This window comes from Okeania hirsuta (genome assembly GCF_003838195.1).
Taxonomy (GTDB): domain Bacteria; phylum Cyanobacteriota; class Cyanobacteriia; order Cyanobacteriales; family Microcoleaceae; genus Okeania; species Okeania hirsuta.
Map to the genome: position 1 here is coordinate 38,978 of NZ_RCBY01000016.1, position 21,942 is coordinate 60,919.

A 21,942-nucleotide genomic window follows, 5' to 3' on the forward strand; every position below is an offset into this window, starting at 1 on the left:
AATTACCAACACCCCTCAATAGTCAATATTCAGTATTTACAGCAGATTCGGTGGTATGTGAGGTACAAACAAATATTAACGATCAACTAAAGAAAAACTTCCGAAAACTCTCCATAAATGATTTTAGGGCTACATTGCTGAAGTCAATTTTGATGGACTAATATGCACTTAGTCCTCTTGAGAGGATTTTTGTCTCATATCATGTCCGTTTAAAAGCGTGAGAAAAAACTTTCTTCTCCTCTTCCTTCTTTTTCCCTCCTAACTCAGTCCTCCTCCGTAGTTCTTTATAAGTATTCAACCAAACATTATATCATGGCAAAAATTGGAAGTCCTGGGTGACGATCGCTCTTTAATATTTAGTTAACAAACAAAAAATCTCTGATACTAAATCTTGCGCATTCTTGCTACATATTCTTGAGAGTAGGGAGTAGGGAGTAAAGTTCAAAAATATAATATATCTTGGCTTAATGCCGATAATCGTTACAAAAATTACTAAACCATTATTATTACTGAATAACTGAAGTCTTAATGAAGTATGGCATTATTTTTGGGAATTGGTATTAATCCCTATCATTTTTAGAAAAAAATAGCCCTGTCCTCATCAACTATAGGACAGGGTTAAATTAGATGAGATGAGTATAAAGAAAAATATATCAGCACTTATTCAAGTTAATGCCAGCGGCCTTAGCCATAGCTTGTATACCTTTGTTTTCTAAAGTTTTAATTGCTTTAGTCGATAATCGTAGTTTGACCCAACGATTACCTTGAGGCCACCAAACTCTCTTCCATTGGAGATTTGCTTGCTGTAACTTGTGGGTGCGGATATGGGAGTGGGAAACTGCATAGCCATTATTAGCTTTCTTTCCAGTCAATTGACATTTACGACCCATGATTTGTCTACCTAAATTTTTTCCACAGCCTATCTATTATCTCAAAAATCAAAAAGTTAATCAACCTTCTTCCTTCAACTTTTGACATCCTCTCCCGTTAAATAAGAGCGATTATAACGGGAGATTCCCAAACCTCACGATTCAGCTTTACTGCTTGAGTAGCACTTATCTAGCTTGAAAACTCCCCGACAGTACCCCAACGAGCGTCAATTTATTCTACGATCTGCAAAGGCCAAAGTGACACCTCATTGTGAGGATATCCACATTATTATAAGATAATTCTATCTGAGTATGATTTTAAGTTATACTCTTGCTAGTCTTGGTCAGTATCTGTTTTTATTTTGGTCGCGATTCATCTCCCGGTAAATTGGAGATTATACCGGGAGTCCTCAAAGCTCCATTTTAGCTAGCAGTTTTCAAATAGATAGACTAAAGTGGCCAAAGTATTCTCCTACTGCCTACTCCCGCGCACCAAAATAATTTTGTAGTCTACTTATGTAATTCGATCAAATTACTTTTTCAGTTAACTGAGTCAAGACCTGATTAGACCTTTCCACAAATTCTTTCATACCCTCAGCATCAAAACCTTTTTGTGCCATTAAAGCTAAATCATAAACATGATGACAGATTTGTTTAGCCAATTCTGCCGAAGGAGATTCTCCACTACCCTGAATAATACTACCTTGACTGAGATTAGCCAGATTCTGAATCAGTGGGTGAGCTGTATTTACCACTAGAACGTGGTCTTCTGGAAATTCTGCTTTTTCCTGCTGCAACATAGCAGTCATATCTCTCAATCTTCGCATAGCTTCTGGCAGCAATACCATTGCTGGTGGAGTAGTTTTGCTATCTTCTGATTTTAATGCTTGAGCTTTAACATTTATCTTGGGTTTATTCAGCGCTTTTTCAAATAATTCTTTAATTTGTTCGCTGCGAGTTTTATTGGTAGCTGGATCGACTATTTCTGATTGATTTTCTTTGTCAATTAATGTCTCATCTAGATCGGAATCTACCCTAGAGAATTTAACATCTTGATATTCTCTTTCTAGAAAACTAATAAAGTGGGTATCAATGAAAGAGTCGAGAAATAAAACTTCTAAACCTTGATTTTTGTGCAGCTCTACATAAGTTGCTTGAGATGCAGGTTCAGTACAGTAATATACACGGTTTTCATGGCGTTCTTTATTACGTTCTAAATATTCTTTGAGAGTTGTGTAATAAAAACCTTGTTCATCAGTATTTTTAGCATCAGAATTTTCTGGAGTTACTTCTTGCCAAACATCTTCTCCTTCTGCTTGTACTTCTACTGCTGGTTTAGCCTCAGTTTCAGTTGTTTCAGTTGAGTTAAGTTTGGCTGTAGTGCGGAAAATTATGATATCTTCTACTTGCTTTTTAAACTTATCGTCATTCAAAGCACCAAACTTAACAAATGTACCTACATCTTGCCAACAACTGATATATTTATCTTTTTCATCACGATAAATTTCTTTCAGGCGATCGCCTACTTTTTTGGCTATATAATCGGCGATTCTTCTGACAGTTCGATTACTTAACAGGGAACTGCGAGAGACATTGAGAGGAATATCTGTACTATCAATTACTCCTCGTAAAGGCATTAAAAATTTAGGAATAATTTCTTCACAATGGTCGGTAACAAATACTTGATTACAGAATAGTTTGATATTACCTTGGGTAACATCTACATCTGGCTTTAGTTTAGGAAAATAAAGAATTCCATTAACAATAAAAGGATAGTCAGTATTGAGATGAACCCATAATAGAGGCTCTTCTTGGAAAGGATAAAGATGACGATATAGTTCTAGATAGTCCTCTTGAGTAACATTTTGAGTAGATTCTCGCCAGATTGCTTTGTGTTTATTAACTACTTCTTCTTCAAATTTTATTGCCACTGGCATAAAATCACAGTAGGTTTTAATTAACTGTTGAATTCGAGTAGTTTCAAGATATTCTTGTTCTTCATCTTGGAGAGTTAAGGTAATAGTTGTACCTCTTTCTGTACGAGGAGAATCTGATAGTTCAAATTCTGGAGAACCGTCACAACTCCAATGAATCGCTTCTGCACCTTCTTGATAGGAAAGGGTATCAATTTCTACTTTTTTAGCAACCATGAAGGAGGAGTAAAACCCTAAACCAAAGTGACCAATAATTGCGTCTTCATCACCACCTTTATATTTTTCAATGAACTCTTCAGCACTGGAGAAAGCCACTTGATTAATATATTTTTTTATTTCATCAGCGGTCATCCCAATGCCATTATCAGTAATCGAAAGAGTTTGATTATCTTTGTCTATTTTAATTTCTATTTCTGGATTAGTAACATCACCACTATACTCTCCAGTTCGAGCCACCATTTTAAGTTTAGCAATGGCATCTACACCATTAGAAACTAATTCTCTTAAGAAAATTTCATGGTCAGTATAGAGAGATTTTTTGATAATTGGAAAGATATTTTCAGTATGGATACTGATCTTACCTTTTTCTAGGGTTGTACTCATAATGTTTATCTATTTTATCTATGGGAATTAATTTTACTTGAGCATTTAGGTAGTTATCCAGGTTCGTTATCTCTTGATAGATATAAAATCAGAGAAATATTCTGGCCATTTACCAAGAGACTTATTGCTCAATACTATTTAATGATTGTGATTTATTGAGTCTTTTTTTTAAACAGGGATTGCACCAAACATCTGATTCGGATTTCACTACCTAAGCAGTTTTAATATAATACCAAGGGCGATCGAGCCATACCTTCAACAATTAATAATTAATAATTACCTCTCCTTGAAAAGAAGAGAATTGACGCGGAGCGTGAAAATTTTTTCTTCTCTTGGTCGATTGGATATGGCGAGGAGACCTTGCCATCCCACCCTTCAGGAAGCTCCGAAGATCGACTGCTTTTTTCTCCTTTAAAGGAGAAGCTTTAAACCTTAATTATTCGGTAATAGTAAGGGTAAAGAAGGAGGAAAAAGAAATAAATAAGAAAAAGGGAAACAATATATATTAATTCTATATATTATAAAAAGTAAGACTATTAAAGAGTTAATCTGTTGAGGAAAATCAATAATTTACAGGAATTGTCTAAATAACTCAAAAAAAATGCGCGATCGCCAGTCTATTTTACTGCTTTTTTTGTCTAAAATTATAATTTTGCCATAAGATGTTTTTTGAGCATTCTATATCAGGAACTTGCTTCTTATTATTAAGAGACTTAATTGAAACTCCAGAGTGGCCAGATAATTATCAAAAAAAGATGTTATATCCACCTAATTATCAAAAAATTTAGAAGTTTTTATGAGCAGTCAAAAAATAATCTGAAATTCAATTTTTTAATAAAATTATATATACAAGCGGAATTATTTACTATCCCTCGCGCGTGGTTCAGGGTTACACAGAAATCATATTAGAATGATCAGGCTTAAACCTTGGCAAAGACCTTTAGCATTTTTCGCTTATCTAGTTAATGATTCTCGGAAAGCTTTATCTTACTTTATCAAAAACTATAATTTGCTGAAAACTGATATAGTTGCTGCTTGTGAAATGACACTACTATTAAGCATTTTAGTTAGTCCATTTTATCTATGGAAAGTGCATTCCCGTTCCGACCGCTTTTTCTCCATGAATGGAGAGGATTTATACCTGAATTTTTCGGTAAAGTGACTTAATTTCTGTTTAATTAGTTTTTATACCATGTCCGGATAATTAGTGATGAAAACACTTTTTTCCCTATATCCTACCTCCTACCTCCTACCTCCTATCTCCTATCTCCTGTCTCCTGTCTCCTGTCTCCTGCCTAATTATTTATAACTGTTCAACCGGACATGATATTACTCCATCCTCTGTGACTAGCGTTTGCTGCTGGGGATAGTCGCGTTCAACTTAGTCTAGAAAAACAAATTCCTTCCCTAAGTTTTAATTTGCGTTTTTCTTGTTCAGCTACAAGTAATTTTTGCTCTTTTTTCTGATTCTGAATATCAAGACTATGACCAATAGCTACCGGGACACTACCAATCAACTTTTTGATTGGTAAACTGCCAAAGTTTCCATCTCTAAATTAAGCCAGCAATACTACTAATTATTATAAAGCTAAACCAACTAAGAGAAATAATATGTTTTCTTAGACGAAATTTTGATGTCTAATTATTAGATATATTTTTCCAAAATAAATATTTATATCACTAATATCAACAGAAACAAGTTATTTTTAATTTGTTTTAATTTTTTTATCAAAAAATATTGATTTAACCAAAATTTATCCTTTTCATATTCTTCTTTTAAAACAATTATGGGATCATACGTTCTGTACAGATTTTTCTGAGTAATTAGTTTTTCAGGAATCAATCACACAAAACTTGATTTTTTCAATCTTAAATAAAGATGACATTTACAACAAATCAACCTGCTCAAATGACAGGTCTTAACGGCTATAAAGTTAAGCCTGTTATCACCATTGGTGAAACTATTCCTGGAACTTCAGGAAATTATACTCCTCCGGGAATTCTTGATGGTATTGGAGCTTTTGAACTTGAGGAAGATACAGTTCGAGTTTTGGTTAACCACGAGTTAAGAAGCGGTGTTGGTTATGCCTATGCTTTGGCAAATGGCACTGAACTCACAGGAGCCAGGATCAGCTATTTTGATATAGATAAGGAGACCCTAGAAGTAGTTGATGCAGGTCTTGCTTATGACACTATTATCAATCGCAATGGTGAAGTAGTAGATGACATATCTGACATAGAATTTGGAGGATTAAATCGTTTCTGTTCTTCTATCTACGTTGAAGGTAACCAGTTTGCAAGTGGTTCGGGTATCGTTGATAACATTTATTTCACAGGAGAAGAAACTTTTGGTGGAACTGAATTTGCATTAGATATTGAAAATAACACCCTTCATGCTGTTCCTTGGTTAGGAAGAGCTGGTTGGGAAAATATAACTCAGGTAGATACTGGAGATACTGACGAAGTAGGTATATTAGTGGGAGATGACCGTGAAGCAGCTCCTCTACTTCTTTATGTAGGAGAAAAAGATACAACTGAAGGAGCAGGTTTTCTAGAACGTAACGGTTTAGCTGATGGTAGTCTCTATGTTTGGGTTCCTGATGCAGAATTAGGTGATACTGAAGGAGAAAATGATCCAGATAGCAATCCCGATCCAGCAGGGTTTAACGGAACAGGAAACAGTGAGTCAGGAACATTTGTCGAAATTGATTATTATCGCCCAGAAGAAGCAGGAAGTGCAGAAGATACAGATGGGGATGGCAGTATTCAAGATGAACTAGGTTATGATGAAATGGGATTTGCTACCCAAACTCAACAAGATTTACTTGCGGAAGAAGCGGGTGCTTTCCAATTTTCTCGTCCTGAAGATGTAGCGACAAACCCTGCTGATGGTACGGAAGCGGTGCTAGCTTCTACCGGTCGGAGCGGTCGTTTTCCTGATGATGTTTGGGGAATAACTTATAGTGTTAACTTAGAATTTGGTGATTCAGACATCACTGCTGACCTAAAAATTCTCTATGATGGAGATGATGCAGGAGATGGACAGTTTGCACATCCTGATTTTGGACTGCGTAGTCCAGATAACTTAGATTGGGCAGATGATGGTTACATTTACATCAATGAAGACCGATCTATTGGAGAATTTGGAGATACATCTGGAGAGGAAGCATCTATCTGGAAGTTAGATCCAACAACTGGAGAACTGATCCGTGTTGCTCAAATGGATCGTTCAGCAGTACCAGGAGAGCCTATTCCTCAAACTGATGGAGACCCTGATGATATAGGTGATTGGGAATCTTCTGGAATTTTAGATGTTTCAAGTTTGTTCGATCAAGAACCTGGTGAGTTATTTCTGTTTGATGTTCAAGCGCACAGTCTCAGGGATGGAGTTATAGCAGAAGAAAATTTGGTACAAGGAGGACAGTTAGCTTTTCTTCAAGAGATCCCCGAACCAAGAAGTGAAGCAGTACCATTTACTCATGCTCACAATGATTATGAACATGATTTTCCTCTCTTTGATGCCCTCAGCTATGGGTTTATTAGTGTAGAATCAGATATTTGGCTCTATCCTGGCGATGACGGAAATCTACGAGTTGCTCACGATCCTGTACTAAACCCAACAACTCTCCCAACTATAGAAGAACTCTACCTCGATCCTCTACAAGATTTGAAAGAAGAGTTCGATAATGGTGGTGTTTATGCAGATGGTACACCTCTAACACTCCTGATTGATATTAAGAGTGAGGGACTGTCTACCTACCAAAGACTCCATGAAGTTTTAACAGAATATCAAGAAGAATCTCCTGGATTATTTACTACCTATACTCAAGATGAGATGGGTAACTACACTGTTACTCCTGGTGCGGTAACTCCTATTATCTCAGGCGATCGCCCTCGGGAATTTATGGAAAGCCAAGAGGTACGTTACGCTGGCTATGATGGACGTAAAAGTGACATTGGCACTGATGCCGATCCAGGTTTTATGCCTCTAATTAGCGATAACTGGAATAATTTCTTCAGCGGAGATTTAGCTTGGGATGGCACTGGTACTATTCCTGAAGACACTGAAACGGAATTAAATCGCATTGTCTCTGAAGTTCAGGGAGAAGATAAAATATTCCGTTTCTGGAATTTGCCTCAAGATGCTCCTAGTGTTTGGGGTCCTCTATTTGAAGCAGAGATTGATTTAATCAATACTGACGATTTGGCTGGACTTTCTAATTTTATCCAGTCTGAACTGGAAAATCAAGAGCCGTTAAATCTTGTGGGAACTGATGGCGACGATATGTTAGTAGGTCGTCAAGGCGATGATACTATTGCTGGTTTACAGGGTGACGATCAAATTGATGGTCGTGGGGGTGATGATATTCTCCGGGGCGATCAAAATAGTCGTTCTTCTGGTAGTTCTGTAGCTGGAGATGACACTATCAACGGTGGTACAGGCGATGACCGCATCGGTGGTAAAGGTGGTGATGATCAGCTTTACGGTGATGAAGGTAATGACAGCATCTGGGGTGATGATGGCGATGACCTCCTCCGAGGTGGTTTAGGTAACGACGTTCTCACTGGAGATGACTTCTCTGGTGGTCAAGGTTCTGATACATTTATCTTAGCTGTTGGTGAAGGAACTGATACTATTGTTGACTTTGAAGTTGGAACTGACTTCATCGGTTTAGCTGATGGTCTAATGTTTGCAGACTTGAGCTTTACTGGAAATAGTATTATCTCAGATGAAGAGACACTCGCCGTACTCAATGGTATTGATACTACCACTTTAACTGAGAGTGACTTTATGTCTGTATAACTTTCAAATACTGGTTCTACAATCAATTCTCAAGGATCAGTATTTTTGGGAATAAAATTAATCAGGACTTACGCATGAGGTACGAAAAACTAAGATTTGAGATGGCTTCACTGTCGGTCGATAGGGACGAAAATACTTTGTACTGCATAAGTCCTAGTTAATATTCCTTTCAAATTCAATGAGTAAAAATTTAGGCAATATATCCTAAATTTTTACTCATTAATATCATGTCCGTTTATATCGTTTGTGTAAACCCAAGGGTGAATATCTACAGGAAATGATGGTTTTTTTCTTGCGAGGGTAGCCTTCTTCCCTCTTCCCTCTTTCTTCTTCCTTCTTCCTTCTTCCTTACCTTTGCTATACAAGACCGATGCTACCGGACATGATATAACTTACCCTAAATTTATTTAGGATAAATATTTGAGAAAAATTTTTATCAGATCTTTTTTTCAACTCTCCAAAATAATTGAGAGAATTTAAACTCTTTCCAGAAAATCAGGACTTACCCATGAGGTAGGAAAAACTAGGATTTGAGATTGCTTCCCTGTCGGTCGATAGGGACGGAAATACGTTGTACTGCGTAAGTCCTAAAAATATAAAAACAACGAGGAACAATGGCTGATTCTAAAGCAATATTGATTGGAATTGATGGTGCTCAATTAGAGGAATATCTTTTGTTGGATTTACAGGGAGAAGCACCTAATATTAACAATCTTGATATTATTGAATCCTTCATCGGAGGCATTGTTGGCACAGCTTCTGAACAGGCTACCTCTAGTGGCCCTGGTTGGTCTACTATTTTAACAGGAGTTTGGGCAGATAAACATGGAATTCCGAGTAACAATAGCCAGCCAGTCAACGCCGAAATTGACAGTATTTTTGAATACGTTGATAATAACATTCCCGATGCAACCATCGCATCAATCGTTAACTGGTCTCCGATTAATACTGGACATTTTGCCCCGGAAATGGGATTTATTCCGGGTATTCCTGGCATAGTTGACTTTGAACAAAACGGGCTTCCTGATGATGTGGCAGCAGCAACTGTTGCTGATTTAGTGCTCGCAGAAGCACCTGATTTTACCTTTGTACAACTTGATGAAGTTGATGGAGTAGGTCATTCGTTTGGCTTCTCCGATGAGTATAACGACTCTCTGATAACGGCTGACGATCAAGTGGGTATGATCCTAGATGCAAATGTGGCGGTTGATACTAACTTTGTAATAGAGTTTAATGAGGACGTGCAGGTAGGGGCTGGTGAAATTGCGATCGCTGCTGATGATACTATCGTCGAAACAATTGATGTTACTTCTTCTCAAGTCATAGTTGAGGGAGACACTGTTACTATCAACCCTAATAACAACCTGACAGCAAATACTGATTACTTCGTACAGGTTGATGAGGGTGCATTTCGTGACACTGCAAACACCATCACTCTGTTTACCGAAGATTTTGAAGGATTAACTTTAGAACCGTTTGTTAGTCCCACAGAAGGAGGTGGAGATGGTACAGACTTTACAACTACTCCCCCGGAAGGTTGGACGCAGGACAATAGCACAACCCCTACAGGTGGGCCGATTGAATTCTTTGGTTGGACGTTCTTGGATAAAAACTCTTGGGCAGCCTCAGCGGGAGGTCAACGTCGGAATGAATTTACCAAAGGGGTTGGCACAGTGATGGTTGCAGATCCTGATGAATATGATGATGCAGACGTTGATATCAATCCCGATTTGTACAACGCTTTCATTCAAACACCAGCCATTGACTTAACAGAAATTGAAGCGAATACAGCGTTTCTCACATTTGATTCCAGTTGGCGTCCGGAAGATAATCAGAAAGCTAATCTCACCGTTTCCTTTGATGGTGGAGAACCCATTGAACTCTTGCGTTGGACTTCCGATCCTAACGACCCCAATTTCAAACCAGATGAGTCCACTAATGAGACATTATCTATTCCGTTAAATAATCCCGAAGATGCAAGTAGTGCGGTTTTGAACTTCGGCGTATTTGAAGCTGGAAACGATTGGTGGTGGGCGGTTGATAATATTTTGGTTCAGGGAAGCGGTGAGACAGTTTCAGGTAATCCGTTTGCAGGTATTACTGATGATACGACCTGGAATTTTCAGACAACAAATGACCTTGAACCGGGCGAAGAATCATTAGAAATTTTGTTAGTTAATGATGACGGGTTTGAAGCAGACGGGATTAACGTCATGTTTGAGGCGTTAACAGAAGCCGGATATAACGTCACCCTTGTCGCCCCCAAAGAACAACAGAGTGGACGGGGAACTCTGATTAACGTTGACCAGATTTTCCAACCCACAGAAGTGGTTAATTTTGAGGAAAATAAATGGTTTGTGGATGGCAGTCCGGTTGTGACAACTTGGGCGGCACTCGATTTTATTTTGGATGGAAACGAACCCGATTTAGTCATTTCTGGGATTAACGAAGGGGCAAATATTGGCAGTAATATTGTCATTTCTTCGGGAACGGTTAGTGCAGCTTCAACCGCAATTCAACGCGGAATTCCAGCGATTGCGGTCAGTGCGGGAACTGGTTCAGATGAGGAGAAGTTAGCAGAAGCCTATGACATTGGGGCAGATTTTGTTGTTGAAATGATCCAACAGTTGGAAGAAAATGACACAGAACAACTCTTACCCGATGGTGTGGGTTTAAATGTCAATATTCCCACAGAATTTGCGGAAGGCGTTGAGGAAATTCAGGGCGTTAAATTCACAGCGTTAGATGAGGTTTCAACCCTTGACCTCCGCTTTGGAGAATTACCCGAAACCTTTGGGGAAGGTGTGGGAGTTTTAATTGACTTTAATTCGCCTATTTCTCCCGATGAAGTGACGAATATTAACTCAGAAGGAGAACAGTTCCTCGCAGGTGCAATTACCGTAACTCCTATTGATGGGGACTGGAGTGGGAGTGAAGAGATTCGAGACAGTTTAAGTCAACGAATTGAAGCTGCCCCCGAAAATGTCACGGCTGAACCCCTGGATATTCTGATTACAAATGATGATGGTTTTGAAGCAGAAGGAATAAAAGTTCTCTACGAAACCTTAACCGTCGCAGGTCATAATGTTACCCTCGTTGCCCCCAAAGAACAACAGAGTGGAAAAGGAACAGTTCTGGATGTTGATGCCATTTTCCAGCCCACAGAAGTCGTGAATTTTGAGGAGAATCAATGGTTTGTTGATGGCGCACCTCGAACCACAACTTGGGCGGCTTTAGACTTTGTTTTAGACGATAAACCTGACTTAGTCATTTCGGGTATTAACGAAGGCGAAAATATCGGTCCGGGTGGTGCCGTTTCTTCTGGAACAGTTAGTGCGGCGGTTACGGCTTTATTACGAGATGTTCCGGCTATTGCGATTAGTGCAGGGATTGATTTTGAGGATGAAACTGTCGTTGATGAAGCCTACGAAATTGGGGCAGATTTTGTTACAAATTTAATTTCCCAACTGCAAGCAACTCAGGAATTAGACGAGACTATTTTACCCGAAGGAACAGGTTTAAGCATTAATATTCCGGTGCGTTTTCCAGAAGGGATTGAGGAAATTCAAGGGGTGAAATTTACTTCAACTAGCGACATTACACCGTTTGATATTGACTTCGGTGAACTTCCCAGTGGCGGTGCCGGACTGGGTTTTGCGCCAGTTGAATTACCGCCAGATGCAGACATTGAACCCAATTCAGAAGGCGGAGAATTTTTATCTGGGTTTATTACCGTTACCCCTTTGGATGGAAGTTGGAACGCCCCAGAAGCTTTGCGAGACGAGGTTCAAGACCTGATTTCACCACTTCTGACCCCAACTCCTCAACCCAACGTTCTCATCGGTTCGGCTGAAAGTGACACCTTAACAGGTCTTCTCGGTGATGATGAAATTATCGGGAACGCAGGTGATGACGTTCTGCGGGGAGAGGGAGGTCGTTCCTCTGGAGGTCAAGCTGGCGGAGATGATACGATTTCTGGTGGTGTAGGAAATGACCGCATTGGAGGTAAAGGCGGTAACGACGAACTTTACGGTGACGAAGGTGATGACAGCATCTGGGGTGATGATGGCGATGACCTAATCCGCGGTGGTTTGGGTGATGACGTTATCACTGGAGATAACTTCTCTGGTGGTCAAGGTTCTGATACCTTTATCTTAGCTGTTGGTGAAGGAACTGATACTATTGTTGACTTTGAAGTTGGAACTGACTTCATCGGTTTAGCTGAGGGTCTAACTTTTGCTGACTTGAGCTTTACTGGAAATAGTATTATCTCAGGTGAAGAAACACTCGCTATTCTCAATGGTATTAATACTACCGCTTTAACTGAGAGTGACTTTACTTCCGTATAACTTTCAAATACTGCTTCTACAATCAATTCTTAAGGGTCAGTATTTTTAGGAATAAAGTTAATATTCCTTTCAAGTTCAATGAGTAAAAATTAAGGCAATATCTCCTCAATATTTACTGATTAACTTACCGTACATTAAAGATCGGATAAATATTTTTATCCGATCTTTTTTCAGAACTTTGAAATATACGAGACACTCGCTGTCCTCAACGGGATTGATACCACTACCTTGACAGAGGCAGACTTTACATCTATTTTTTAATTGGCTTTAACCCGATTCCAAATTCCTTCCCTTTGCCAATGGGAAGGTATATTGATTTTTCTAATGATTGATTTTACTGTTGCTATTCGAGCATATAACTCAGCCAAGAATTTGCCTCAAATTTTGGGCAGACTTAAAAATCAGGTGGGAATAGAAGAAATAGACTGGGAAATTGTTATAGTTGATAACAACAGCACAGATAATACAGCCAAAATAGTTGCTAATTACCAATCTAATTGGGGAGAAAAATTTCCTCTCAAATATTTTACTGAAACTCGGCAAGGATGTGCTTTTGCCAGAAGGAAAGCAATGGAAAAAGCACAAGGTTCTTTAGTAGGTTTTATTGATGATGATAATTTACCTGCACTTGACTGGGTTGCTAAAGCTTATGCTTTTGGTAAATCACATCCTAAAGTAGGTGCTTATGGAGGACAAATTCATGGGGAATTTGAAGTTGAACCACCTCAAAATTTTCAAAAGATAGCTGTGTATTTGGCAATTATTGAAAGAGGTCAAAAAGCTTTTTGCTATAAGCGTAAGAAAAAAGTTTTGCCTCCTGGAGCTGGTACAGTTGTTTCTAAAAAAGCATGGCTAGAAAGTGTTCCTGAAAATTTATTCCTGACAGGAACTGCTGGAAAATCTTTGGCACTTAAAGGAGAAGATATGGAGGTTTTTGCTCATATACAAAATGCAGGATGGGAAATTTGGTACAATCCTGAAATGCATCTCCATCACATGATATCTTCTTCAAGATTGGAGCGAAATTATTTACTATCTCTCGCGCGTGGTTCAGGGTTACACAGAAATCATATTAGAATGATCAGACTTAAACCTTGGCAAAGACCTCTAGCATTTTTTGCTTATCTAGTTAATGATTCTCGGAAAGCTTTATCTTACTTTATCAAAAACTATAATTTGCTGAAAACTGATATAGTTGCTGCTTGTGAAATGACACTACTATTAAGCATTTTAGTTAGTCCATTTTATCTATGGAAAGTGCAATTATACCAGGAATTAAAAGTCAGGCAACAGAGCCATCAAATTTCGGCTGTCGCTGACATGAAAGGCGACGTACAGTCAGAAGGAAAATCGTTGTCGTTACCCAATTTGAGTTCTTAAGAATGTCCTAAAAATTCTGGCTACTGCTATTTTAAGAAAAATATGGGAGCATCCAGTTTTTGTAAAAGCATTACCTAAAGTAAGGACTTACCAATGTTTTTAGCACCCCTTAAAACATCTAATACCAATTTGATAAATCTTTGCTACATTTTCTTGAGTGGGGGAGTAGGGGAGCAGGGGAGTGGGGGAGAAGTCAACACAAGAATAATTAATACTAACTAGCTAATAATTGTCAAAAAGGTTAAAGAGCAAGTTTTAATTATTTAATAATTGAAGTCTCACCTAAGTATAGCATTCTCTTTTCAAATTGGTATAACGTGAAAAATTGGGATACTTCCAAAAATATACATATTGCTGTAGATAAATGAAAAAAATAAAGTAATATCATGTCCGGTTAAATAGTTATAATTAAAGCTCGTAGTAGGGCTTTAGCCCTAAGTATAGATAGGGCTAAAGCCCTACTACAAACAAAAAAGTCATTTCCCCATTTTTGGTTTAAGGCTTAAAAATACAAAATCTCTGATGAAACCGACTATTTACTTTTATATCCCTCGTAAATTATTTCCCCAAAAGTTACCTGAAAATCCCCATGAGAATTGGGCTGGATTTGGTATAGGAATTTATGCTTGGACATTGCAAACTTATCTGCGTCTAAAAGCAGATGGTTTTTCTTGTGAATTAGTAGATTATTTACCCCAGTCTGGAATTGTTATTGTTCATCGCAATTCTCTTTATATTCATAAAGGCATTAAACCAGGAAAAAATTTACTTCTAATTTGTCTTAAAGCAGAATTAAATTTTTATCCCTATGCTCAAATTCATGTGGTACAAAATCCTCAAGAAATAACACCTATAAATAATTATAACTACTATATACCTCATTGGACACAACCAGGATTAATTACTCGGAATATTGAACGGGGTAATCAGTTTAAAAATATTGTTTTTTTTGGTCATAAAAATAATTTAGCTCCGGAACTCTTAAGTTTGAATTGGACAAATGAACTCAATAAACTAGATTTAAATTGGCGTCCGATTATTAATCAAAATCACTCAACGAATTATCAAAAAATTGATAATCGTTGGAATGATTATAGTCAAGCTGATGCAGTAGTTGCTATCCGAAGTTTTGGCAAACAGAATAAATATATAAATAAACCAGCAACTAAACTTTATAATGCTTGGTTAGCAGGTGTTCCCGCTATATTAGGTTATGAATCTGCATATCGTACAGAAGGAAAACCTAACTTCAATTATTTAGAAGTTACTTCTTTGAAGGAGTTGCTTGACAGTTTAAAGAAGCTAAAATCAGATATAAACTTACGTCAGACTTTAGTAAATAATGGTCAATTACAAGTAGAAAAAATTAATCCTGCTCAAACTACTAAAAAGTGGCGTTACTTTCTCACAGAAATTGCAATTCCTGCTTTTGATGACTGGTGTTCTAAATCTAGTTTAGTTCAAAATATGATTCTCGAAACTCGTTATTTATCTTGGGCGATCGAGCGAGGAAAGTCTAAAATTATGTCTGTTGCATCAAATCTTAAACTATGAAACTATTTTACTACAAACGTCGAGATGGGTTTAGTAATTTTGGAGATGAATTAAATAATTGGTTATGGCCTCAACTCCTACCAGAATTTTTTGATGAAGATGAAACAACGACTTTTATTGGTATTGGAACTCTATTAAATCAACTCTTACCTCAACGAATTCCCCAAGCTCAACGTTTAATTATTTTTAGTACAGGTGTAGGTTATGAACAGCCATTAAAAACTTTAGATAAAAATTGGAAATTGTACTGTGTTCGAGGAAAATTATCTGCTAAAAAGTTAGGTTTATCTCCTGATTTAGCAATCACAGATGGGGCAATTTTAACGAGACGTTTATATCAACCTTCACTGCAAAAAATTTATCGTTTTACTTATATGCCACATATTCATCATGCCACTTTTGCAGAAGAAATCTGGCAGAATATATGTGAACAAATCGGATTTCATTATTTAGATCCCCGCTCCTCAGTAGATGAGATTTTATCTACTATTAGCCAAACAGAAGTTTTACTAGCTGAAGCAATGCATGGTGCAATTATCGCTGATACTTTTAGGGTGCCTTGGATTCCTATTATTACCAGTCCGAGAATTTTACTGTTTAAATGGCAAGATTGGTGTTCTTCAATTGGTGTAGAATACTATCCTTATTTTCTTTCACCTTTGGTTAAATCTTATCCCCAATATGCAGGCGGAATTCGTTCCTCTCTAAATGCTTTTAGTCATTGGAAAAATAGTTTACTCCAATTTCCTAACTTCAGACAAATTTGGCAACAACAAGAACAAGTTTCTGGTACACAATTGCTGAAAATTGCTCAAACTGGACGACAACAATTGAGTTCAGATACTCAACTTGAACATTTAACAGTTCAACTGGAAGAAAAGCTTGATATTTTAAGAAAAGACAATACCATATATTAAAACATGGTATTATATCTCCCTAAGATGAGTTGAGTAAGACCGCTTTAATTGCTTTTTGACAATCAGGTAATTAAGGTCTGCTTAATAAATAATAAGCCCACAGAAGTTAGAGGTTTGAGTGCCATATAAATTACCAAAAAAAGTGTAATAAAATGACTAAATTAATATCAAAAACTAGCCTTTTTTTATATAGAAAATGTCTATGTACCATTAACCAATATTCTATATTTTTTTGATCAAAGGGGTGATGAAACAAAGTACATTATCTACTAGCATCTAGCATAATTACTAGAGGGAAAACTAGCGATCGCCATACCCCTTTTACCTAATTAACCGCATATTCTGTAAATTGTCTCTTGCAATTTTTTCATTATTTAGTTCTGCTGCTAAAAGTTGTTCTGCTGTTCATTAACACTTTTGCCTAATAATTGTTACTAGCGAGCTAGAAGCTCGCACTGTTATTTATTATTAACTTTTCACCAATTCTAACTCATCCTTTTTCCCAAACACTAAACCACTATCTACACAATCAATTACCACAACATCCCCACCAACAAACTTATTCTCTAAAATCAAATTTGCCAGAGGATTTTCTAATTCTTTTTGAATTGCTCGTTTCAAAGGTCGCGCTCCATAAACCGGGTCATATCCCACTTCAGCAATGTGGTCTAAAGTCGCAGGAGTTAATTTCAAACTAATCTTTTGTTCCCCTAATAATCGTTCAATTCTCTTCACTTGAATCTCCACAATTTGCCGTAATTCACTCTTCCTTAAAGTATGGAACAATATAATCTCATCCACCCTGTTTAAAAACTCTGGTCGAAAATGTTTTCGCAACCCCCCCATCACCCGTTTATACATCTCCTCATACTTAGAGTCATCCCCCGCCACATCCAAAATATACTCACCACCAATATTACTCGTCATTACAATTACAGTATTACTAAAATCAACTACCCGCCCCTGAGAATCAGTAATCCTACCATCATCCAATACCTGCAACAATATATTAAATACATCCGGGTGAGCCTTCTCAACTTCATCAAACAGCAGCACAGAATAAGGATGTCTTCTTACTGCCTCCGATAACTGACCCCCTTGGTCATAACCCACATATCCAGGCGGTGCCCCTACTAACCGAGAAACAGCGTGTTTTTCCATATATTCCGACATATCAATGCGGACTAAAGCATCATCCCGGTCAAACAAAAACTGTGCCAAAGCTCGCGCCAATTCTGTTTTACCAACTCCAGTAGGACCGAGAAACATAAACGAACCAATAGGCCGCCCTGGGTCTTTCATCCCTGCTCTAGCACGTCTAATAGCTGCAGCTACAGCTTCCACCGCTTCCGACTGCCCAATTACCCGTTGATGTAAATGTTTTTCCAACTGTAGTAACTTCTGGCGTTCCGACTCCAATAAACGATTTACCGGAATACCCGTCCACTTAGCAACGATAGTGGCAATATCTGCATCCGTAACTTGTTCTCGGAGGAGAGACGAACCTTGAGCTTGAACCTTTAATAATTCTGCTTCCTTAGCTTCGCGATCGCGATGTACAGTTTCGAGTTGACCGTATTTTAATTGAGCTGCGGTATTCAGGTCATAAGCTCGTTCTGCCTGTTCTATTTGTACTTTTAATTTATCCTCTTCTGCTTTAAGGGAATTAATTGTATTTAACAATTCTTTTTCCCCAGACCATTTAGAAGAAAATTTTTCCTGCTTTTGCTTCAAGACATTAATTTCATTTGTAATGCGTTGCAATGCTGGAGAAACTTTCACAGGTGGGGTAGGTTCAGAATTTTGATCTTTTTTGCTGCTTTGCAATTCTCCCTCTATAGAAAGTTTCTCCATTTCCAACTGCATAATACGTCTATCAATAGCTTCCAGTTCTTCAGGTTTAGAAGTAATTTCCATTTTTAGTTGAGCAGCAGCTTCATCTACCAAGTCGATCGCCTTATCTGGCAAAAAGCGGTCAGAAATATAACGGTTAGAAAGAGTTGCAGCAGAAACCAAAGCAGCATCAGTAATTTTTACACCATGGTGAGTTTCGTAACGGTCTTTCAACCCCCGTAAAATAGAAATAGTATCCTCTACACTTGGTTGACCAACCTCTACCTTTTGAAACCGACGTTCCAGAGCAGCATCCTTTTCTATATGTTTACGATATTCATCAATAGTTGTAGCTCCTATACACCGAAGTTCTCCACGAGCAAGCATTGGTTTGAGGAGGTTACCTGCATCTACACCCGAACCCGTACCGCCACTGGAACCTGCTCCAACAACAGTATGTAGTTCGTCGATAAATAAAACAATTTGACCGTCAGAGTTGGTTACTTCTCGCAAAACCGATCTGAGTCTTTCTTCAAATTCCCCTCTAAATTTTGCCCCAGCGATGAGACTTCCCATGTCAAGACCAATGAGTTGTCGTTCTTTAAGAGACTCCGGTACATCACCATTAACAATGCGTTGAGCTAAACCTTCAGCGATCGCTGTTTTTCCAACTCCTGGTTCTCCAATAAGTACGGGATTATTTTTTGTCCGACGGGATAAACAACTAACCACGCGCCGAATTTCTTCATCTCTGCCAATAACAGGGTCAAGTTTACCTGCTTTAGCTAACTCTGTGAGGTCGCGCCCATATTTTGCCAAAGCATCATAACTAGCTTCTGGGTTTTGGTCTTCGACTTTGGTACTACCACGAACTGCTTTAATTGCTGCTTCTAGTTGTTCAAATTCAACTTTGGGTGAGGTTTGGGGGCGCTCAAAACCAGGGCGAGTTGGTAGTTGGGGAGTACCTCCACTGAGGAGTTTATTGCCAAGGCGTTTGTCTTGGTAAAAGGCGAGTAGGAGGTGTTCGACGGCAATAAATTTGTCTTCCCATTTTTCTCTAGCTTCATCAGCGAGGTCTAGAAAAATTTCCAGACTGCGCCCTAGATAGAGATGTTCGATACTACCCACTTTGGGTTGGCGTTTGGCAAAAGAGTCTATTTGTTGGAGGAGATTTTCTGGTTCTATGCCAACGCGGTTTAAAATTTTATTGGCTGTACCCTGTTGTTCTAAAAGAGCAATGATTAGATGTTCTACTTCTAGTTGTTGGTTTTGGTAACGTCGGGCAACGTCCTGTGATTTGACTATGGCATCCCAGGCTTGTTCTGTAAATTTACTTGGGTCGGTTGGCTGCATTTGGACTATTTTAAATTTTTTCCTATAAAACTTGATATAGCAATTCTCATACTTGTGGGTTACACAATTCTGGGTTTTAGGCAACAGCTCCGGAAGGCAACAGGCAACAGGGAAATACAAAGAAAAAAGATAACTTTACCTCGCTAACCTGAGAAACACTATATAGAAACCTTATGGTATCTTTACTGAATAATTAATAATTAAATAATTCAGCTAATTCCGCCTCCCCTTTCAAGGGGAAAAAAGCTGTCGTTAGCGGAGCTTCCCGTTAGGGTGGGATGGCGCAGGTTTTCTGCGCTGGCCGACTATCGACCAAGAGAATAAATTTTTTCCTTAAGGATCAATCCTCTAATAATTAATAATTGTTGAAAGGCGGTATGTGCTTTTGGCTGTAGTCTTCAGATAGGGAAGCCTTCAGTAGGGGGACTTACAGAAATCAGGAGATTCAATTAGAGAATAGGGGAAAAAAGTTTAAATTTGCTCCCTACTCCCCTACTCCCCTACTCCCCTACTCCCCTATGCCTTCAGCCTTCTTCAATGAGCGCTAACTGCAACTTCTTTTTCTGAATTACTGCTACGAGAGCTTAATTGAATTAGTTCTACTTTATACCCATTTGGGTCTTCAATGAAGGCAATAACTGTGGACCCATGTTTCATTTGCCCTGGTTCTCTAGTCACTTTACCTCCCTGTGCTTTTATTTGTTCGCAAGTGCCATAAATATCATCAACGCCCAAAGCGATATGGCCATAAGCATCGCCCAAGTCGTATTGGTCTTTGCCCCAGTTATATGTTAATTCGAGTACCGTGTGGTCTGACTCATCGCCATAACCAACAAAAGCTAGAGTAAATTCACCACCTGGATAGTCTTTTTGGCGCAATAGTTTCATGCCGAGGACATCGCAGTAGAATTTCAGGGATTCTTCTAGGTTGTTGACTCGCAGCATGGTGTGTAGTAGTCGCATGGTCTACTCCTTATTCCTTGACTATATGTACTTTTTATTGTGAAGCAATTTGGTCAATCTTGGGAGTCAATGTTGCCTTAATGGCAACTATTAGACATCTCCAGAAAAGAGGCAACAGGCAACAGGGAGAAATAATTGATTTGATTTTTGATTTTTACCGAATAATTAAGGTTTAAAGCCTCTCCTTTGAAGGAGAAACAAGCGGTCGTTAGCGCAGCTTCCCGTAGGGTGGGATGGCGTTAGCGAAGCGGCTCTGATAAGAGCGGGTCTCCTCGCCATATCCAATCGACCAAGAGAGAAAATATTTTCTTTTTATTAGATCCTCTTCCTTTTCCTTTTAGGGCTATGCTTTATAAACATCTTTCTTAACATAAAAATTGATAAAATAGACAAGTTATGTATAAGTCTTTCAAAGGTTTTTGTTAGAGAAAAAGTGTATTAAAAAGTACATTTTTTTCGATAACTTAAGTAGTTTTTCCTATCTACTATGATTCTTTCTCCTTTCTCCCCTGCTTCCCACAAGGTTTTCAGGAGTTCCTTATAAGGGATAGCTTTTAGGGAGAGGTAATTATCAATTATCAATTATTGAACAAATGTCTATTAGCACTCACAGAACTTACGCAGAACTACCATATCTAGTAGGATCTAACTGCCGTTAGGCTTTTAAAACGAAATGTTTTTGGAGGCTTGCTCAAATCCCCGTTACAAAAACAATTTTTGATAGAATTTAATATTTGTGTGATCGCCATCTTACTTTTAAGTCATATTACTAAAATAAATACAATTTATATCTTACTCAAATGTGACTATCGTGAGATAGTAATCAATATTAAATCGTAGTTATTTTTACTAACTATGATAAGCTAATTTTTCTAATTTAGACTTTTCTTGAATCAAAGCACTGTCTATTTTTTTTACTCCTTCTAATGATATTAATGACTTGCATTGTTTAACTAAATTTTCCCAACCATGTAATCTTTGAATTGAATTAGATTTCTGAATTTTCTCAACATAAAATTGTGCCCAAAACTTAGGAACATACTTTTGCTTTCTAGCCTTTATGCGCTTTCTCCATTTAGTGAAATCTGATTTTCTTGGTGGTTCTACCCCCAAAATAGGTGGCATATCGGCATAACTTACAAACCTACTTTTACCTTTGCCTACAACATGAATCACATATTTCCAACAGTTTATTTTGTAGATATTATCTGATTTAATTCCCAAATGAAATGCTAATGCGTCTCTAGTTACAAATCTACCCAATGGATGAGCAGAAGTAGATTGATTTTTGATGATTCTTTTCATAAAATCTACCTTAAATTTATATATATTTTTTTCTGGCCGTATTTGTTTATTTATGTGTCTGTAATTCTATATTAAATA

12 protein-coding genes are annotated in these 21,942 nt (G+C 37.9%); 6 read left to right on the forward strand and 6 right to left on the reverse strand.

Going from position 1 to position 21,942, the window contains the following annotated elements; translation table 11 throughout:
- Positions 1 to 653: 653 nt before the first annotated feature.
- Positions 654 to 890: a 50S ribosomal protein L28 gene (gene rpmB, locus D5R40_RS04840; protein ID WP_124144621.1), complete on the reverse strand. Its 237-nt coding sequence runs from the start codon at positions 888 to 890 to the stop codon at positions 654 to 656.
- A 506-nt stretch (positions 891 to 1,396) separates the two neighbouring features.
- The gene (gene htpG, locus D5R40_RS04845) at positions 1,397 to 3,406 is read right to left on the reverse strand and encodes a molecular chaperone HtpG (RefSeq protein ID WP_124144622.1); all 2,010 of its coding nucleotides are present in this window, start codon (positions 3,404 to 3,406) and stop codon (positions 1,397 to 1,399) included.
- A gap of 910 nt (positions 3,407 to 4,316) precedes the next feature.
- Between htpG and D5R40_RS04850 the strand changes: the two genes are divergently transcribed.
- Together D5R40_RS04850 and D5R40_RS04855 are read left to right on the forward strand one after the other, a co-directional pair.
- Entirely contained in the window at positions 4,317 to 4,568 is a 252-nt protein-coding gene (locus D5R40_RS04850) for a hypothetical protein (protein ID WP_124144623.1), read from the forward strand.
- A gap of 717 nt (positions 4,569 to 5,285) precedes the next feature.
- Complete coding sequence (locus D5R40_RS04855) at positions 5,286 to 8,210, forward strand: DUF839 domain-containing protein (RefSeq protein ID WP_124144624.1); 2,925 nt, start codon at positions 5,286 to 5,288, stop codon at positions 8,208 to 8,210.
- Between the two features lie 212 nt (positions 8,211 to 8,422).
- Here the strand turns inward: D5R40_RS04855 and D5R40_RS34610 are convergent, their stop codons facing one another.
- Complete coding sequence (locus tag D5R40_RS34610) at positions 8,423 to 8,575, reverse strand: hypothetical protein (RefSeq protein WP_161564928.1); 153 nt, start codon at positions 8,573 to 8,575, stop codon at positions 8,423 to 8,425.
- Between the two features lie 249 nt (positions 8,576 to 8,824).
- Between D5R40_RS34610 and surE the strand changes: the two genes are divergently transcribed.
- From surE to D5R40_RS04875, 4 genes are all read left to right on the forward strand, one after another.
- Positions 8,825 to 12,559 carry a 5'/3'-nucleotidase SurE gene (surE, locus tag D5R40_RS04860; protein WP_124154300.1) on the forward strand — a complete coding sequence of 1,245 codons (3,735 nt, stop codon included), beginning with the start codon at positions 8,825 to 8,827 and terminating at the stop codon, positions 12,557 to 12,559.
- 324 nt (positions 12,560 to 12,883) lie between these two features.
- Complete coding sequence (hpsE, locus tag D5R40_RS04865) at positions 12,884 to 13,939, forward strand: hormogonium polysaccharide biosynthesis glycosyltransferase HpsE (RefSeq protein ID WP_124144626.1); 1,056 nt, start codon at positions 12,884 to 12,886, stop codon at positions 13,937 to 13,939.
- Positions 13,940 to 14,461: 522 nt separating this feature from the next.
- Positions 14,462 to 15,493, forward strand: a complete 1,032-nt coding sequence (locus D5R40_RS04870; RefSeq protein ID WP_240038916.1) for a hypothetical protein — start codon at positions 14,462 to 14,464, stop codon at positions 15,491 to 15,493.
- Positions 15,490 to 16,410: a polysaccharide pyruvyl transferase family protein gene (locus tag D5R40_RS04875; RefSeq protein WP_124144628.1), complete on the forward strand. Its 921-nt coding sequence runs from the start codon at positions 15,490 to 15,492 to the stop codon at positions 16,408 to 16,410. The genes D5R40_RS04870 and D5R40_RS04875 overlap by 4 nt, the downstream gene beginning before the upstream one ends.
- A 468-nt stretch (positions 16,411 to 16,878) precedes the next feature.
- On the opposite strand, the gene clpB is transcribed toward D5R40_RS04875, so the two are convergent.
- The 3 genes from clpB to D5R40_RS04890 form a co-directional block, all read right to left on the reverse strand.
- The gene (gene clpB / locus D5R40_RS04880) at positions 16,879 to 19,596 is read right to left on the reverse strand and encodes an ATP-dependent chaperone ClpB (protein WP_124144629.1); all 2,718 of its coding nucleotides are present in this window, start codon (positions 19,594 to 19,596) and stop codon (positions 16,879 to 16,881) included.
- Between the two features lie 534 nt (positions 19,597 to 20,130).
- A complete protein-coding gene (gene gloA / locus D5R40_RS04885; protein ID WP_124144630.1) occupies positions 20,131 to 20,559 on the reverse strand; it encodes a lactoylglutathione lyase in 429 nt (142 codons plus the stop codon).
- Positions 20,560 to 21,408: 849 nt separating this feature from the next.
- The gene (locus tag D5R40_RS04890; RefSeq protein WP_124144631.1) at positions 21,409 to 21,864 is read right to left on the reverse strand and encodes a hypothetical protein; all 456 of its coding nucleotides are present in this window, start codon (positions 21,862 to 21,864) and stop codon (positions 21,409 to 21,411) included.
- Positions 21,865 to 21,942 lie beyond the last annotated feature (78 nt).

Coding starts and splice junctions, on each gene's coding strand:
- htpG (WP_124144622.1), bottom strand. CDS start 3,406: ATGAGTACAACCCTAGAAAAAGGTAAGATCAGTATCCATACTGAAAAT.
- D5R40_RS04870 (WP_240038916.1), top strand. CDS start 14,462: ATGAAACCGACTATTTACTTTTATATCCCTCGTAAATTATTTCCCCAA.
- clpB (WP_124144629.1), bottom strand. CDS start 19,596: ATGCAGCCAACCGACCCAAGTAAATTTACAGAACAAGCCTGGGATGCC.
- D5R40_RS04850 (WP_124144623.1), top strand. CDS start 4,317: ATGATCAGGCTTAAACCTTGGCAAAGACCTTTAGCATTTTTCGCTTAT.
- D5R40_RS04855 (WP_124144624.1), top strand. CDS start 5,286: ATGACATTTACAACAAATCAACCTGCTCAAATGACAGGTCTTAACGGC.
- gloA (WP_124144630.1), bottom strand. CDS start 20,559: ATGCGACTACTACACACCATGCTGCGAGTCAACAACCTAGAAGAATCC.
- surE (WP_124154300.1), top strand. CDS start 8,825: ATGGCTGATTCTAAAGCAATATTGATTGGAATTGATGGTGCTCAATTA.
- D5R40_RS04890 (WP_124144631.1), bottom strand. CDS start 21,864: ATGAAAAGAATCATCAAAAATCAATCTACTTCTGCTCATCCATTGGGT.
- D5R40_RS04875 (WP_124144628.1), top strand. CDS start 15,490: ATGAAACTATTTTACTACAAACGTCGAGATGGGTTTAGTAATTTTGGA.
- rpmB (WP_124144621.1), bottom strand. CDS start 890: ATGGGTCGTAAATGTCAATTGACTGGAAAGAAAGCTAATAATGGCTAT.
- hpsE (WP_124144626.1), top strand. CDS start 12,884: ATGATTGATTTTACTGTTGCTATTCGAGCATATAACTCAGCCAAGAAT.